This window comes from Brevundimonas sp. (assembly GCF_051858995.1).
Lineage (GTDB): Bacteria > Pseudomonadota > Alphaproteobacteria > Caulobacterales > Caulobacteraceae > Brevundimonas.
The window spans coordinates 256,626-270,021 of record NZ_JBHYGN010000001.1; the positions used below are offsets into that span (position 1 = coordinate 256,626).

The 13,396-nt window shown below is 67.7% G+C and carries 18 protein-coding genes; 4 read left to right on the top strand and 14 right to left on the bottom strand.

Features of this window, described 5'->3' with window-relative positions:
• Positions 1-16 precede the first annotated feature (16 nt).
• Positions 17-484 (top strand): hypothetical protein, encoded by a 468-nt coding sequence (locus ACTIEF_RS01350; protein WP_439470384.1) that lies wholly within the window; start codon positions 17-19, stop codon positions 482-484.
• Between the two features lie 45 nt (positions 485-529).
• On the top strand, positions 530-1,258 hold the full coding sequence (locus ACTIEF_RS01355) for a hypothetical protein (RefSeq protein WP_439470385.1): 729 nt from the start codon (positions 530-532) through the stop codon (positions 1,256-1,258).
• 9 nt (positions 1,259-1,267) lie between these two features.
• Here ACTIEF_RS01355 and ACTIEF_RS01360 read toward each other — a convergent pair whose 3' ends face one another.
• From ACTIEF_RS01360 to ACTIEF_RS01415, 12 genes are all read right to left on the bottom strand, one after another.
• Positions 1,268-1,822: a hypothetical protein gene (locus ACTIEF_RS01360; RefSeq protein ID WP_439470386.1), complete on the bottom strand. Its 555-nt coding sequence runs from the start codon at positions 1,820-1,822 to the stop codon at positions 1,268-1,270.
• A 90-nt stretch (positions 1,823-1,912) separates the two neighbouring features.
• Positions 1,913-2,320: an alternative ribosome rescue aminoacyl-tRNA hydrolase ArfB gene (gene arfB / locus ACTIEF_RS01365; protein ID WP_439470387.1), complete on the bottom strand. Its 408-nt coding sequence runs from the start codon at positions 2,318-2,320 to the stop codon at positions 1,913-1,915.
• Positions 2,317-2,778: a YaiI/YqxD family protein gene (locus tag ACTIEF_RS01370; protein ID WP_439470388.1), complete on the bottom strand. Its 462-nt coding sequence runs from the start codon at positions 2,776-2,778 to the stop codon at positions 2,317-2,319. Before ACTIEF_RS01370 ends, arfB begins: the two co-directional genes overlap by 4 nt.
• Before the next feature lie 107 nt (positions 2,779-2,885).
• Entirely contained in the window at positions 2,886-4,241 is a 1,356-nt protein-coding gene (locus ACTIEF_RS01375; protein ID WP_439470389.1) for an amidohydrolase family protein, read from the bottom strand.
• Complete coding sequence (locus ACTIEF_RS01380; RefSeq protein WP_439470390.1) at positions 4,241-5,722, bottom strand: amidohydrolase; 1,482 nt, start codon at positions 5,720-5,722, stop codon at positions 4,241-4,243. The genes ACTIEF_RS01375 and ACTIEF_RS01380 overlap by 1 nt, the downstream gene beginning before the upstream one ends.
• A gap of 94 nt (positions 5,723-5,816) precedes the next feature.
• The gene (locus tag ACTIEF_RS01385; RefSeq protein ID WP_439470391.1) at positions 5,817-6,095 is read right to left on the bottom strand and encodes a DUF167 family protein; all 279 of its coding nucleotides are present in this window, start codon (positions 6,093-6,095) and stop codon (positions 5,817-5,819) included.
• A gap of 12 nt (positions 6,096-6,107) precedes the next feature.
• Entirely contained in the window at positions 6,108-6,482 is a 375-nt protein-coding gene (locus tag ACTIEF_RS01390) for a hypothetical protein (protein WP_439470392.1), read from the bottom strand.
• 157 nt (positions 6,483-6,639) lie between these two features.
• Positions 6,640-7,161: an SMI1/KNR4 family protein gene (locus ACTIEF_RS01395; RefSeq protein WP_439470393.1), complete on the bottom strand. Its 522-nt coding sequence runs from the start codon at positions 7,159-7,161 to the stop codon at positions 6,640-6,642.
• An 86-nt stretch (positions 7,162-7,247) separates the two neighbouring features.
• Positions 7,248-7,484, bottom strand: a complete 237-nt coding sequence (locus ACTIEF_RS01400; protein ID WP_439470394.1) for a DUF4926 domain-containing protein — start codon at positions 7,482-7,484, stop codon at positions 7,248-7,250.
• Positions 7,477-7,824, bottom strand: coding sequence for a DUF6883 domain-containing protein (locus ACTIEF_RS01405; RefSeq protein WP_439470395.1), 348 nt, complete (start codon positions 7,822-7,824; stop codon positions 7,477-7,479). Before ACTIEF_RS01405 ends, ACTIEF_RS01400 begins: the two co-directional genes overlap by 8 nt.
• Before the next feature lie 4 nt (positions 7,825-7,828).
• The gene (locus ACTIEF_RS01410) at positions 7,829-8,758 is read right to left on the bottom strand and encodes an electron transfer flavoprotein subunit alpha/FixB family protein (protein WP_439470396.1); all 930 of its coding nucleotides are present in this window, start codon (positions 8,756-8,758) and stop codon (positions 7,829-7,831) included.
• Positions 8,758-9,522 carry an electron transfer flavoprotein subunit beta/FixA family protein gene (locus ACTIEF_RS01415; RefSeq protein WP_439470397.1) on the bottom strand — a complete coding sequence of 255 codons (765 nt, stop codon included), beginning with the start codon at positions 9,520-9,522 and terminating at the stop codon, positions 8,758-8,760. Before ACTIEF_RS01415 ends, ACTIEF_RS01410 begins: the two co-directional genes overlap by 1 nt.
• A 107-nt stretch (positions 9,523-9,629) precedes the next feature.
• On the opposite strand from ACTIEF_RS01415, the gene ACTIEF_RS01420 reads away from it, so the two are divergent.
• Complete coding sequence (locus ACTIEF_RS01420) at positions 9,630-9,980, top strand: hypothetical protein (protein ID WP_439470398.1); 351 nt, start codon at positions 9,630-9,632, stop codon at positions 9,978-9,980.
• Here ACTIEF_RS01420 and ACTIEF_RS01425 read toward each other — a convergent pair.
• Together ACTIEF_RS01425 and ACTIEF_RS01430 are read right to left on the bottom strand one after the other, a co-directional pair.
• Entirely contained in the window at positions 9,977-10,549 is a 573-nt protein-coding gene (locus tag ACTIEF_RS01425) for a cob(I)yrinic acid a,c-diamide adenosyltransferase (protein WP_439470399.1), read from the bottom strand. The two genes, ACTIEF_RS01420 and ACTIEF_RS01425, sit on opposite strands and share 4 nt — an antisense overlap.
• Positions 10,550-10,553: 4 nt before the next feature.
• Complete coding sequence (locus ACTIEF_RS01430; protein ID WP_439470400.1) at positions 10,554-10,757, bottom strand: twin transmembrane helix small protein; 204 nt, start codon at positions 10,755-10,757, stop codon at positions 10,554-10,556.
• Positions 10,758-10,905: 148 nt separating this feature from the next.
• Here ACTIEF_RS01430 and ACTIEF_RS01435 point away from each other — a divergent pair, with 148 nt between their 5' ends.
• The gene (locus ACTIEF_RS01435; RefSeq protein ID WP_439470401.1) at positions 10,906-13,308 is read left to right on the top strand and encodes a TonB-dependent receptor domain-containing protein; all 2,403 of its coding nucleotides are present in this window, start codon (positions 10,906-10,908) and stop codon (positions 13,306-13,308) included.
• Positions 13,309-13,396: the final 88 nt, after the last annotated feature.

The following is a 13,396-nucleotide window of genomic DNA, read 5'->3' on the forward strand; positions in this document are numbered from 1 at the left end:
CCCCGGGAGACGTTTCATGAAGTTGATTGTTCTGGCCGCCGCGATCAGCGCCCCCCTGATCCTCGCGGGCGCCGCCCAGGCCCAGGTGGCGGCGGGCAGCGTGCCCAACACCTTTGATCGCGCCGCCCCGGCGGCCCCGGCCCGAACCCCGGCTCCCGCCCCGGACGCGGAGCCGACCCTGACCGAACCGGCGAATGCGCAGTCCGAAGAGGTCCTGCGCACCGTCATCGCCGCGGCCCAGGCGGGGACCATCGACTACACCCGGATCGACACCGGCCTGGCCGCCCGCATGCGTGAGCAGGAGCCGCGCATCCTGCCGCTGCTGCAGAGCTTCGGCGCCGTGCTGGCGGTGGATTTCGTCGGTTCGCAGGAAGGCGCCGACCAGTTCGTGGTGACCTTCGCCAACGCGACCACCGAATGGGTGATCGGCTTCAATGACGCTGGCAAGATCGACGCCCTGCTGTTCCGCCCCGTTCAGTCCTGATTTCCCAGCCCTGACTTCCTGCCCCTGATTTTCCGGAGACCGCCGATGCGCGCCGCCCAACTGGGAGCGACCACGCTCGCCCTGTCGCTCACGGCCCTGCTGACGGCCTGCGCCGGCATCGAGAATGCGCCTCGGGGCAGCGGTCCGCCCAATCCGTTCGCCGCCCCGCCGCCGCCGCGCATCCCCCTGTTCATCAGCCCGTTCGGCGAGGCCTTCCTCGGTGAAACGGGGCGACCCTGGCCGACGGCGGACTGGTTCGCCGGCGCCGACAGCGACCATGACGACGCCCTCACCTTCGAGGAGTTCGCGGCGGACGGCCGACGCTTCTTCGCCACCCTGGACACCGACCGCGACGGCCGGCTGAACCAGGACGAGCTGGCGGCCTATGAACAGAGCCTGCGGCTGCTGGCCCAGGGCGGACGCGGCGGCGACCGGCCTAGCGGTCCCGGCGGTCCGGGAGGCCTTGGCGGCGGTCCGCGCGCGGGACTTGCGGACACCTCGACCATGGGCATCGCGCCACAGAATGGAGGCACGCGCCGTCAGGCGCCGCGCAGCCGCCCGGTCGGCTATGGCGTGATCGCCGAGTCCGGCTTCTTCAACCTGCCGCAGCCGGTGAAATCGGCTGACATCAACGTCGATCAGCGGGTCAGCGCCGAGGAATGGGCGCAGGCTACCCAGCGCTGGTTCTATTCGCTGGATACGGATCGCGACGGCAAGCTGACGCTGGCCACCCTGCCGGTCACCCCAGCGCAGGCGGCCGCGTCGCGCCGCTGATCCCCGCGATCAGGACTTCCGATAGACGCGGGCGCCCGCATAGCAGGGCGCCAGCTTGCACTCGGTCATCGTCATGCGGACGGTGTAGGCGCCGGCGGCGGTCGGGGTGAAATCCAGCACCGGGAAGTCGCGGCTGTCGGTGTCCTTCTTGATCTCGCGGCCCGAGCTGTCCAGCAGGGCGAGGTCGACCACGGTGCAGTCGCCGTCGCAGACGCCGAAGACCAGATAGGGCGTGCCCGCCGTCATCGGGACGGTGAAGTTGTGCGCTTGCAGCGGCTGCATGGCGACCACCTGGTCGCCGATGCCCTCGACCGGCACATGGCCCTCGGCCCGGTCGGCGCCGACCTCGTCCAGCAGGGCGCTGGTCTGGGTGCGGAAGGCCTCGCGCTCGGCCGGGGTCATCGAGGCCTGCGGGGTGGTGGCCTGGGCGGCGATCTGCGCGGCGCTGACGCCTTCACCGGACGGTCTTTCGGCTGCGGCCTTGGCCTTCTCTTCCGCGCTGTCGCAGGCGGTCAAAGCCAGCATCGCCGAGACGGCGACCATCGAGGGGAAAGCGAACTTCATTCCAGCGCCCTTTTCTGTGAAGCGGGCCGGTACATCAGCCCAAGCTTCGCCTTAACGGGGAAAGCGGCGCTGTGTTCCTCGCTTTCGTCCTTAACCGTCGTCTCTTGTGGGCTTTCCGCGTCCGCTCTTGATCGCCGAGCGCTTGGACTTGCCCTCCAGCCGCCGCTCCTTCGAGGCGCGGGTGGGTTTGGTCGGCACGCGATAGACGGGCTTGATCGAGGCTTCGTCCACCAACCCCTGAAGCCGCTCGATGGCGTCGGCGCGGTTACGCTCCTGGGTGCGGAAGCGGACGGCCGTGATCAGGATTTCACCGTTGAGAGTGGCCCGGCTGCCCGCCAGCTTGAGCAGGCGCTCACGCACCGGATCGGTCAGGGACGGGGAATTGCGGGCGTCGAAACGCAGCTGGACGCTGGTCGAGACCTTGTTGACGTTCTGCCCGCCGGGACCGCCCGCGCGGAAGAAGCGGAACTCCAGCTCGTCCTCGGGGATGAGGGTCATGCCAGCGCCCGTTTTGCGATGACTACCGCCTTGTCCAGAGCCTGCAGGAAGTTGGAGCGGTCCTTGGGACCGAAGGGCGGCGGGCCGGAGGTCTGCAGCCCCATGGATCGCATATGCTCGCCCACCATCCGGCCGGCGAGGGCCGAGCCGATGGAATCCGGGGTGAAGGGCGTGCCGTTGGACTTGATCGCCTGCGCGCCCGCCTGAAGGCATCGGTCGGCCAGGGGGATGTCCTGGGTGATGACGATGTCGCCCTTGCCCGCCCGCTCGGCGATCCAGTCGTCGGCGATGTCCGGCCCGGCGTCGACGACCACCTGCTCGATCCACGGATCCCGGCGGGTGTTGATCCAGCCGTTGGAGACCACGAACACCTTCAGCCCATAGCGTTCAGCCACGCGATAGACCTCGTCCTTCACCGGGCAGGCGTCGGCGTCGATGAAGAGGCGGGGAAGGGACATGAGAAGGGAGTAGGGACTAGGGATTGGGGATTAGGGGGAAGAGATACTCTTTCACCACCCTGACGCCTAACGCCCAAACCTAATCCCTAATCCCTGTTCCCTAATCCCTACCGCCCGTAGGCCGGAGGCATCGCCCCCTCGCCACCCGAGCGGTAGCGGTCGCGCAGCAGGAACTGGCGGCTGGTGGGCGCCTGTTCCTGGCCGTTGACCCAGATGTGCTCGGCGAGGCTGAGCGGCTCCAGCGGATCGCCGGACCAGACGACCACGTCGGCGGCGGCGCCGGGGCGCAGCTCCCCGAACTGGCCGGCCATGCCGAAGATCTTCGCCGGATTGACCGTGATCGCCTCGATCGCCGCCTCATAGGGCAGGCCGTGCGAGACGGCGTTGCCCGCGTTGTAGCGGGTCTCACGGGCGCGGTGGATCGAGCCCTCATTGCCCTTGATGGCGATGACCACGCCCGCCGCATCCAGCGCCGCCGCGTTCTGCATCCGCGCGCCGCGCGTCTCCAGATTGCCCGGCAGGTTGGAGATCGGGTTGAGCAGAACCGGAACCCCGGCGGCGGCGATCTGGTCAGCGACCATCCAGCCTTCCTCGGCGCCGTCGATGATGATCTTCAGCCCCTCTTCCTTCGCCAGACGCAGCACCTGCTGGATGTCCGCCGCGCGACGCACGGTGACGATGAGAGGCATGGTCCCGTTGGCGACCGGGATCAGGGCCTCCAGATCGGCGCGCGACAGGCTGAGGTCGCGGATGGCGCCCCGGTCATAGGCGGCGCGGTTGCGGGCATAGAGGCGGACCTCGGTCAGGGTCTCGCGGAACTGGGTGAACTCGGCGCCGCGGGCGCCGCCGGCGACACCGGCTCCGGCCTCGCCGAAGGGCGCGACCTGGGCCACGCGCGGCTTGACCAGAATGTCGTTGCCGCTGCCCAGATGGATGACGGCGGCCTGGCCGGCGAACAGGCTGGGCGACTGGAGCCCGGCATGGCCGACGCCGGCGAAGTCGCTGTCGTCCTGATGGTTGTGACCGCCCGAGCTGCCCGGGTGGTTCGGCACCACGATGGCGCGGGTGATGCCGCCGAGGCGGGCCACCGGCAGGGTGAAGGACCACGGATCGAGGCCATAAGAGACGTCGAAGGCGGCGCTGATGGTGTTGGCGCCGTTCGACAGGTCGTCCGACCCGCCCACCGAGGAGATTTCCGAACCGCCGAGGCCGCTGTCGACCGCGACGAAGCCGGGGGCGACGACCTTGCCACGCGCGTCGATGACGCGGGCGCCGGACGGAGCCGCGCCGGTCCCGACCGAGACGACGCGGCCGTTCTGGATGACCACGGTGCCGTTCTCGATGACGCCGGTTCCGGTCAGAACGCGGCCGCCGGTGATGGCGGTCAGCTCCTGCGCGACAGCGGGAGAGGCGGCGAGCGCGACCAGCGAGGCGGCGCCGAGGATGAGACTCTTGAGGCGCATCAGCGGGCTCCCTGCGGCACGTTGGCGGCGCTCAGGCCGAAGCCCGGCTGACCCAGTTCGAAATCGGACACCGGCTGATAGGCCGGGTTGCTGCGGTCGAAGGCGAGGCCGCCGTCGACATAGACCTGATCGGCGCGGGCGTAGATCGAGAAGGGATCGGCGCTCCAGATCACCACATCGGCGCGCTTGCCGGCCTCCAGCGAACCGGTCTGGTCGGCGATGCCCAGCGAACGGGCCGGATTCAGGGTGATCCAGCTGATCGCCCGCTCCTCCGGGATGTTCATGCCGATGCGACGACCGGCGGCGAGGGCGGCGGCGGCCTCCTGATTGAGGCGCTGGGTCAGTTCGGCGTCGTCCGAGTGGATGACGGCGCAACTGTTGGGCTGGGCGTCGACGAGGGCGGCGTTGGCCTCGACCGCGTCCAGGGCTTCCATCTTGAAGCCCCACCAGCCGGTCCACATGTCGGCGCAGATCCCTTCACGGGCCAGTTGCGGGGCCAGCTTGTAGGCCTCGATGGCGTGGTGGAAGGCGGTGATGCGGAAGCCGAACTCCTTCGACAGGTCGATCATCATGGCCATTTCGTCGGCCCGGTAGCAGTGGTTCTGCACCAGGATCGAGCCGTCCAGCACGCCCGCGATGGTCTCGAGCTGCAGATTGCGGGTCGGGGGCGAGCCCTCGCCGTCCGCGCGCCACTTGTCCCATTTGGCGCGATAGTCCTGGGCGGCGATGAAGGCGGCGCGATAGCCGGCCATATTGCCCATGCCCGTCGCCGGGCTCTGGTTGCGCGAGCCGTAGACGCGCGACGGGTTCTCGCCGCAGGCCATCTTCAGGCCATAGGGGGCGCCGGGGAATTTCATCCCCTGCATGGTCACCGACGGGATGTTGCGCACCGTCACGCCGCGCCCGCCGAACAGATTGGCCGAGCCGGGCAGGATCTGGAGGGTGGTCACCCCACCGGCGCGGGCGGCGTTGAAGCCCGGGTCCTGCGGCCACAGGCTGTGCTCGGCCCAGACCTGTGCGGTGTTGGGGCTGGTGGCCTCATTGCCGTCGCTCATCCCCTGCACGCCCGGCGAGGGATAGACGCCCAGGTGCGAGTGCACGTCGATGATCCCCGGGGTCACATAGCGTCCGTTGGCCTGCACCGTGCGGTGGCCCGCCGGAATGGCCGTGGAGGCGTCGCCGACGGCGGCCACGCGGCCATCGGTGACCACGACCACGCCGTTCTCGATCTTGCGCCCGGTGCCGTCCAGCACGGTCCCGCCGACGATGGCGAAATTCTCGCGCGGCAGGCCGCGATAGGTCGAGGGGAAGGGATCGGGATTGTTGGCGGCGTCCAGACCGGCGGCCAGGGGCTCGCGGGTGCGGGCGCTGGATGATCCGTCCGACGCGGGCGTCTGGCTGGAGCCGGTGGTGGCGCAGGCCCCGAGGGCCAGCACGGCGATCGCGGCAAGGCTTGGGCCCCGCAGGCGGCGAAGTCTCATGAAAAGCTCCCCTGATGCGCCGGGCGGTATCGGGCGGCGCGAACTCGGGGCGGATTACAAGAGGCTGCGGGCGGTCACGACAAGGCCGGAAACATTACAAGTCGGTAAGGCGGGCTTTCAGTTCGGGTTCGGACAGTCCCTCGACCGCGATCATCTTCGTCCGCGACTGCCCGCCACGCGCCAGTGATACAGCGGATTTGGGGACGCCGAGGGTTTTGGCCAGAAGCTTGATCAGGGCGGTGTTGGCCTCGCCCTCGATGGGCCGGGCGCGGACGCGAACCTTGAGGACGGGGCGGCCGTCGGGGTCGGTGTCCCAGCCGTCGATGCGGTCGGCGGACGCGCCGGGGGTGAGCTTGATCGGGAGGGTGGTCATCGTCCTGAGAAATTAGTTCGCAACATCGAGCTTTCCTGAGAAGTGCGGGATCACGACCTCAGTCCAGCAACCCGAAACTGTACTGAACCCGCGCACCCTCAGGTCGGCGCCATCGACGTCCCATTCGCATATATCCCCCAGCTTCGCCTGCGCGGGCTCCGTCTCTCTCCAGTCCACCATGTCGTAGGTTCGAGCGGTTATGCGGGAGTCTGTGAACAGGCATATTTCGCAAGGTGCGCCGGAAAAGCCGCGCCCTTCGATGAAGACACCATCGGTCGTTATGGAAAGCTGTTGCTGGGCCAGATCGAACCGCATCACCGCGCAATCTGGAAAGCTAACTCGAGCCACACTCGCCTGATCTACCTCCAAATTCATGGTCATCTCCATGCTCGGAAGCATCAAAACACGCGAAGCGAACATCTCTGTTCGATTGCTCAAGTAAAGAGGACAAGGCGCCATTCCGGCGCGCCGAGCGACCGAGACCAGGCTGTGTTCAGCGATGCCCCTCCACGGTTCCGAACAGGCTTCAGAACGAGGATGGTCATCACAATCCTCGATCAGCCGTTACGCCGGAAAGCTCGGACCAGAAGTCGATCTCGCGGATCGCTTGGGGCCACGGCCTGCAACCCCAGCCGTTCTCTTCCCGCTCGAGGTAGTCCTCAAGGTTGGCGCCATAGAGGATGACGTCGGACTGATGGACCGAGAAGACAGGGTTTCCGGCCCGGCCTGGCGTCGCGGGCAGGTACCTGTGGCTGAAGACCGGTATCAGCATCGGTGCACGAGCGACAACATCGCGCAGGACTTCAGCGCGCTCCGCCGCATCAGTGGGCCGCTCGCCCCATTCGCCCCACCAAAGCACATTGTGCTCGACGTCGAACATCAGGCCCTCATAGGGCCAGGCCAGACGGGAGCGGATATCAGCCTCATTGGTCCAGTCCGGCCCGCCGACCGGCCGGCGATCACGCAGGAGCGCGACGAGATCAGGCGGGAAGGTCAGGCGGAAGAGCGCCTGCGCCCGCTCGAGCTCAGCCGCTGTATAGCCGTGTGTCCAGATCATCCCCGCCATGTGAGAGAGCATAGAATGGCGCGCGACAACTGGCTCGTGGAAAAGCAGCGGCGAATCTCGGCGCCCAACCCCGCCCTATGGGCAGATCAGCCGGCAGCGCGGCGCTCTGCCTGACCCTCGAGATGATCAGCGATCCGCCAGACGACCTCGACCTCTTCGGCCGTCAGGGTCGGCATGGCGTACTCGACACCATCGCTGTCCGAAAACTCGACCAAGAAGTTCCGCTCATCGTGCTTCAGAACAATCGTGCCCCGTTGGCCGGCCTTGAGCCCAAGGTCGGGACGGTCTTTCTTGAGCGCGATGACGTCGAGTTCGTCAGCCATGGGACGATGGTAACACGAACGCCGTTGTCAGGTAAGGCGGACCGCCGGGCTGCCGGATGATCCATCCGCTGCGCACCGTCCGGCTTCGTCCCTCGCGCTCCATCTTGAAGTCGATCCTGTACTGGTCGCCGAACGCGTCGGAAACTAACAGCTGGGCCTCGCCGTCAGCCGCCGCCTGACGCAATGCCGTCCGGAGAAGCCCGACGTTCGCCAGCGTGATGCCAAGCGCGGAGGCGAAAACCCGAGCCTTGTCGCCACCGCGGCCATGAACCGGGTTCAGGCAGTAAAACTCGAGCTTGCCGGGCGGGATGATCGCACGATCCCCGCCCGGCAGCTTCATTGGATCAGCCCAGAGCCTTCATCAGCTCCGGCACCGCCGTCTTGTAGTCGGCGACCAGGCCGTAGTCGGCGACCTGGAAGATCGGGGCGTCGGCGTCCTTGTTGATCGCGACGATGACCTTGGAGTCCTTCATGCCGGCGAGGTGCTGGATGGCGCCCGAGATGCCGATGGCGATGTAGAGGGCCGGGGCGACGACCTTGCCGGTCTGGCCGACCTGATAGTCGTTGGGGGCGTAGCCCGCGTCGACCGCCGCGCGCGAGGCGCCGACGGCGGCGCCCAGTTTGTCGGCCAGCGGGTCCATGACGGCGTGGAACTCTTCCGCCGAACCCAGGGCGCGACCGCCCGAGACGACGATCTTGGCGGCGCCCAGTTCCGGGCGGTCCGACTTGACCATCTCTTCCGAGACGAAGGCGGCCTTGCCGGCGTCGGCGCCGGTCACGGTCTCCACCGAGGCCGAACCGCCTTCAGCGGCGGCGTCGAAGCTGGTCGGGCGAACGGTGATGACCTTCTTGGCGTCTGACGACTGGACGGTCTCCAGCGCGTTGCCGGCGTAGATGGGGCGCACGAAGGTGTCGTTCGACACGACCTCGATGATGTCCGAGATCGGGGCGACGTCGAGCTTGGCGGCGATACGCGGCATGAAATTCTTGCCGTCGGTGGTGGCCGGCGAAAGGATGGCGTCATAGCCGGCGGCGAGGCCGGTGACGGTCGCCTCGACGGCTTCGGCCAGCTGGTGACCCAGGCCGGCGCTCTCGGCCAGCAGGACCTTGCGGACCCCGGCGATCTTCGCGGCCGCGTCCGCCGCGGCCTTCGAGCCCTGGCCGACGACCAGAACGTCCACGTCGCCCGAGAGCTTCAGGGCGGCGGTGACGGTCTTGTGGGTGGTGTCGCGAACGGTGTCGCCGTCACGGTCGGCGATGACGAGAACGGCCATTACAGGACCCCCGCGGACTTGAGCTTGGAAACCAGTTCGGCGGCGTCAGCCACCTTGATGCCTGCCGAACGGGTCGGCGGGGCCGTCACCTTGACCACCTTCAGGCGCGGCGCGGTATCGACGCCGTAGTCGGCGACCGCCTTCATGGCGATCTCCTTCTTCTTGGCCTTCATGATGTTGGGGAGCGACGCGTAACGCGGCGTGTTCAGACGCAGGTCCACCGTGACCACCGCCGGCAGGGTCGCCGCCACGGTCTGCAGGCCACCGTCAACCTCGCGGGTCACGGTCGCCTTGCCGCCGCCGATCTCCAGCTTGCCGGCGAAGGTCGCCTGCGGCCAGTCCAGCAGGGCGGCCAGCATCTGGCCGACCGCATTGTTGTCGCCGTCGATGGACTGCTTGCCCATCAGGACCAGGTCCGGCTTCTCCTCATCGACCACCGCCTTGAGCAGCTTGGCGACGGCCAGGGGCTCCAGGTCGGCGTCGGACTGGATCAGCAGGCCGCGGTCCGCGCCCATGGCCAGGGCGGTGCGGATGGTCTCCTGGGCCTGGGTCACGCCGATGGAGACGACCACGATCTCGGTCGCCGTGCCGGCGGCGTGATGTTCCTTGCCTTCCTTGAGGCGCACGGCCTCTTCGACGGCGATTTCGTCGAAGGGATTCATGCTCATTTTGACGTTGGCGAGATCGACGCCGCTCTGGTCCGCCTTCACGCGGGCCTTGACGTTGTAGTCGATCACCCGTTTGACGGGGACTAGAACCTTCATTGCGCTATCCACAAAGTCGCCGGAATGTTGGGTCAGGCAATAGGTACGCCCGACCCGACCTGTCAACGTAACGCGGCGTCAACACGCCGGATCACGGAAAACTCGAAATGCATCGTCTTTTGACCATGAAGCGGCTCAGCGTGCTGTTTCTGTGCACCTTCGCGGTTCTGGTCGGGGCGACCCTGACCTGGCAGGCGCTGGTCAAGGCGCCCGGTGATCGCTGCGTCGCGGACGGCGGCTGGTGGGACGGGGACAAGGGCGTCTGCGCCCAGCCCCTGTCGATGGCCGAGATCGAGGGCATCACCGGACGCAAGCCGGGCGAGACCCGCGCCCAGGCCTCGGACCGCAAGAACCGCGAACTGCTGGAGATCGAGGCCCGTCTGGACGCCGAACAGGCCGCCCGCGACGCCGACGCCGAACGCCAGCGCAAGGCCCTGGCCGAGGCGACCGGACGCTAACGCGTCGCCCCCGGTCTCCATTTGACGTCGCCCGCGCCGTTGGCGTTGGCGCGGCGGGCGGCGACGAACAGGTGGTCGGACAGGCGGTTCAGATACCGGACCGCCGGGCCGTTGACGGCCTCGCCGCCCTCGACCAGCCGCACCGCCTCGCGCTCGGCCCGCCGGGCGACCGTGCGCGCCAGATGCAGATGGGCCGACAGGGCCGCGCCGCCGGGCAGGATGAAGCTGTCCAGAGGCTTGAGGCTCTCGTTCATCCAGTCGATTTCCTGCTCCAGCCGCTCGACCTGGCTGTCGAGGATGCGCAGGGCCTCCCAGGCGGGGGCGGGCTCGAGTGGCGTGGCCAGATCGGCGCCGAGGTCGAACAGCTCGTTCTGGATGCGGCCCAGCATGGCGTCGATGCGGTCGTTCTGGCCCGAATGCAGCCGGGCGACGCCGATGACGGCGTTCAGCTCGTCCACCGCGCCCATGGCCTCGATGCGGGCGTCGCTCTTGGACACCGGGGCGCCGGACGCCAGCCGCGTCTGACCGCCGTCGCCGGTCTTCGTATAGATGCGGTTCAGGACCACCATGGAATCAGGCCCCGTGCGTGGACTTCCACCACAGGCCGAAGACCAGCAAGACCACCGCCACCGCCTGCAGGAGGACGCGCAGGCGCATCAGCTTGTTCGAGCGCGAACGGGCCTCGGGGCCGGTCTTATAGAGCTGGCGCAGGCCCAGGCCGAGGGTGACGGCCACGGCGAGGATGGCCACGGCGATGAGGATGTCGAGCAGGTTCATGAGGCGGTTTTAGGCGTCTGTCCGGAACCGCGCCAGAGGTCGCCCTCTGCGGCATCCGCCCCCTGCGACACTTGCGACCGATCCCCGCACCCCGCTTGCGGTGAAGCCTGACTCGCGATTGAGAAGCGCTCGCATTTCAGGGGGCGTCATGTTCGCGAACAAAAATCGTTCAGTCTTCTCGCTGGTCTCGGCCACGGCCCTGCTCGCCGCCGCCGGTCCGGCCCTGGCCCAGGAGGCCGCGGCCCAGCTGGACGACGTGGTCGTGACCGCCGCCGGCTTCGAGCAGAAGATCACCGACGCCCCGGCCTCGATCAGCGTGGTCACGGTCGAGGAGCTGCAGAGCCGCCCCTATATGACCCTGCTGGACGCGGTGCGCGATCTGGAAGGCGTCGACATCGGCGAGACCCGCGACAAGACGGGCCAGGGCACCATCTCGATGCGCGGCATGGGCTCGGACTACACCCTGATCCTGATCAACGGCCGTCGCCAGAACAACCACGGCGACATCTATCCGAATAATTTCGGCGGCAACCAGTTCAACCATATCCCGCCGCTGGACTCGATCGAGCGCATCGAGGTGATCCGCGGCCCAGCCTCGACCCTGTACGGCGCCGACGCCATGGGCGGGGTGATCAACATCATCACCAAGCGCAGCCTGGATCGCTGGAGCGGCTCGCTGACCACCGCCCGCACCTTCGAGAGCAATGACGAATACGGCGACGACACCACGGTCGATTTCTACGCCAACGGGCCGCTGGTCCGGGGCCTGCTGAACCTCAGCGTCCGGGGCAGCTGGTACAACCGCGACGCCTCCAACCCGGTCTATGACACGGTCACCGACCCCGCCGGGACGGTGCACGTCCGCTCGCTGGGCTTCGGCGGCGGCGGCAAGACGGTCGACAACGAGAACATCTCGGGCGGCCTGACCCTGACCTGGACGCCGACCGCCAACCAGACCGTGACCCTCGACTACGACACGTCGCGGCAGGAGTATAACAACTCGATCCAGACCAATGACGCGGGCGGGCTCGAATACCCGGTCGGCACCGTCGACAATATCGACAGCATCTGGAGCGCCGGGAATTTCTGCCTCGGCGGGACGGGGGCCAACGCGGGCGCCTGCACCACCTCGGGCGGCACCTGGTCGCGCCGGGCCAATCCGCGCGTCGGCTACGCCCCGTCGCAGGAGTTCACCCGCGACTTCTGGTCGGTGACCCACGAGGGCGACTGGGGCTTCGGGACCAGCCGGGTGTCGCTGTCGCACGTGGAGACCAACAACGAGGGCCGCACCCTGCCCTTCACCGTGGCCGAGCGTGAGCTGCTGCTGACCATGATCGACGGCACCGGCGCCTATGCGGGCATGGCCCTGGCGGACCGTCGCGCGGCGGCCGAGGCGACCTTCCTGCCGCGTCCGAAGCGGACGCTGGAGAGCGCCCAGTACACCCTGGACGCCCAGCTGACCGTGCCGCTCCAGATGGCGGGCGAGCACACGGTCGTCACCGGCGCCCAGATCATCCGCGGCGAGCTGACCGACGGCGTCTTCGGTCTGGAAGGCGGCACGCCCGGCCTGAAGCAGGAGCACAATATGTGGTCCCTGTTCGCCGAGGACACCTGGCGGATCGTCGAGCCCTTCGCCCTGACGGCGGGCATCCGCTACGACGACCACGATGTGTTCGGCGACCACTTCAGCCCGCGCCTGTACGGCGTCTACACCCTGAACGACCAGTGGACGATCAAGGGCGGCGTCTCGACCGGCTTCAAGACCCCGAAGACGACCCAGCTGTATGACGGCATCACCGGCTTCGGCGGTCAGGGCACCTCGCCCATGTTCGGCAGTCCGGACCTGCAGCCGGAAACCAGCGTCAGCACCGAAATCGCCGTCTATTGGGAATCCTCCGAGGGCCACAACTTCAACATCACGGCCTTCAACAACACCTTCGAGGACAAGATCGCCAACCAGCCCTGCGGCCCGGGCACGACCCTGTCGTGCGCCAGCAGCGGCGAGTACGCGGACCTCGGCTACGGCTCGAGCAGCCGCGCCACCAATATCGACGAGGTGGAGATCCAGGGCATCGAGGTCGCCGGTCGCTGGCGCATCCTGGACGGGCTGAGCCTGCGCGGGAACTACACCTTCACCGACAGCGAACAGAAGAGCGGCGCCGAGATCGGTCGTCCGCTGGGCAACAGCGCCAAGCACATGGCCAACGCCTCGCTGGACTGGCAGGTCACCGACCGGTTCAACCTGCTGCTGACCGGCGAGAGCCGTTCGGACCGCTATCGCGGCCTGCACGCCATCACCAATGAGGAGCTCTTCTACAAGAGCTACACCGTCCTGAACCTGGGCGGCTCGTATGAGCTGACGCCGTGGCTGACGCTGAACGGGCGGGTGAACAACCTGCTCGACGAGGACTTCACCACCTACGACACCGAGTTCCGCGACCTGAACACCGACGGCGACTATCAGGACACGAACGAGGCCCTGTTCTTCGATCACTACAACAACAAGGACAAGGGCCGCAGCCTGTGGCTGAGCCTGAACGCCCGGTTCTGATCCAGGCCGGATGATGCAGAGACGGGCCGTCCCCTCGCGGGGGCGGCCCGTTTCGCTTCGGCTAAGCCGTTGGTCATCTTTGCATGTC

What these genes read in the sequence shown, in the direction of transcription:
- ACTIEF_RS01435 (WP_439470401.1), top strand. Translation starts at nt 10,906, where the DNA reads ATGTTCGCGAACAAAAATCGTTCAGTCTTCTCGCTGGTCTCGGCCACG.
- ACTIEF_RS01395 (WP_439470393.1), bottom strand. Translation starts at nt 7,161, where the DNA reads ATGGCGGGGATGATCTGGACACACGGCTATACAGCGGCTGAGCTCGAG.
- ACTIEF_RS01390 (WP_439470392.1), bottom strand. Translation starts at nt 6,482, where the DNA reads ATGGAGATGACCATGAATTTGGAGGTAGATCAGGCGAGTGTGGCTCGA.
- ACTIEF_RS01405 (WP_439470395.1), bottom strand. Translation starts at nt 7,824, where the DNA reads ATGAAGCTGCCGGGCGGGGATCGTGCGATCATCCCGCCCGGCAAGCTC.
- ACTIEF_RS01425 (WP_439470399.1), bottom strand. Translation starts at nt 10,549, where the DNA reads ATGGTGGTCCTGAACCGCATCTATACGAAGACCGGCGACGGCGGTCAG.
- ACTIEF_RS01355 (WP_439470385.1), top strand. Translation starts at nt 530, where the DNA reads ATGCGCGCCGCCCAACTGGGAGCGACCACGCTCGCCCTGTCGCTCACG.
- ACTIEF_RS01370 (WP_439470388.1), bottom strand. Translation starts at nt 2,778, where the DNA reads ATGTCCCTTCCCCGCCTCTTCATCGACGCCGACGCCTGCCCGGTGAAG.
- ACTIEF_RS01430 (WP_439470400.1), bottom strand. Translation starts at nt 10,757, where the DNA reads ATGAACCTGCTCGACATCCTCATCGCCGTGGCCATCCTCGCCGTGGCC.
- ACTIEF_RS01360 (WP_439470386.1), bottom strand. Translation starts at nt 1,822, where the DNA reads ATGAAGTTCGCTTTCCCCTCGATGGTCGCCGTCTCGGCGATGCTGGCT.
- ACTIEF_RS01420 (WP_439470398.1), top strand. Translation starts at nt 9,630, where the DNA reads ATGCATCGTCTTTTGACCATGAAGCGGCTCAGCGTGCTGTTTCTGTGC.
- ACTIEF_RS01410 (WP_439470396.1), bottom strand. Translation starts at nt 8,758, where the DNA reads ATGGCCGTTCTCGTCATCGCCGACCGTGACGGCGACACCGTTCGCGAC.
- ACTIEF_RS01400 (WP_439470394.1), bottom strand. Translation starts at nt 7,484, where the DNA reads ATGGCTGACGAACTCGACGTCATCGCGCTCAAGAAAGACCGTCCCGAC.
- ACTIEF_RS01375 (WP_439470389.1), bottom strand. Translation starts at nt 4,241, where the DNA reads ATGCGCCTCAAGAGTCTCATCCTCGGCGCCGCCTCGCTGGTCGCGCTC.
- arfB (WP_439470387.1), bottom strand. Translation starts at nt 2,320, where the DNA reads ATGACCCTCATCCCCGAGGACGAGCTGGAGTTCCGCTTCTTCCGCGCG.
- ACTIEF_RS01415 (WP_439470397.1), bottom strand. Translation starts at nt 9,522, where the DNA reads ATGAAGGTTCTAGTCCCCGTCAAACGGGTGATCGACTACAACGTCAAG.
- ACTIEF_RS01380 (WP_439470390.1), bottom strand. Translation starts at nt 5,722, where the DNA reads ATGAGACTTCGCCGCCTGCGGGGCCCAAGCCTTGCCGCGATCGCCGTG.
- ACTIEF_RS01385 (WP_439470391.1), bottom strand. Translation starts at nt 6,095, where the DNA reads ATGACCACCCTCCCGATCAAGCTCACCCCCGGCGCGTCCGCCGACCGC.
- ACTIEF_RS01350 (WP_439470384.1), top strand. Translation starts at nt 17, where the DNA reads ATGAAGTTGATTGTTCTGGCCGCCGCGATCAGCGCCCCCCTGATCCTC.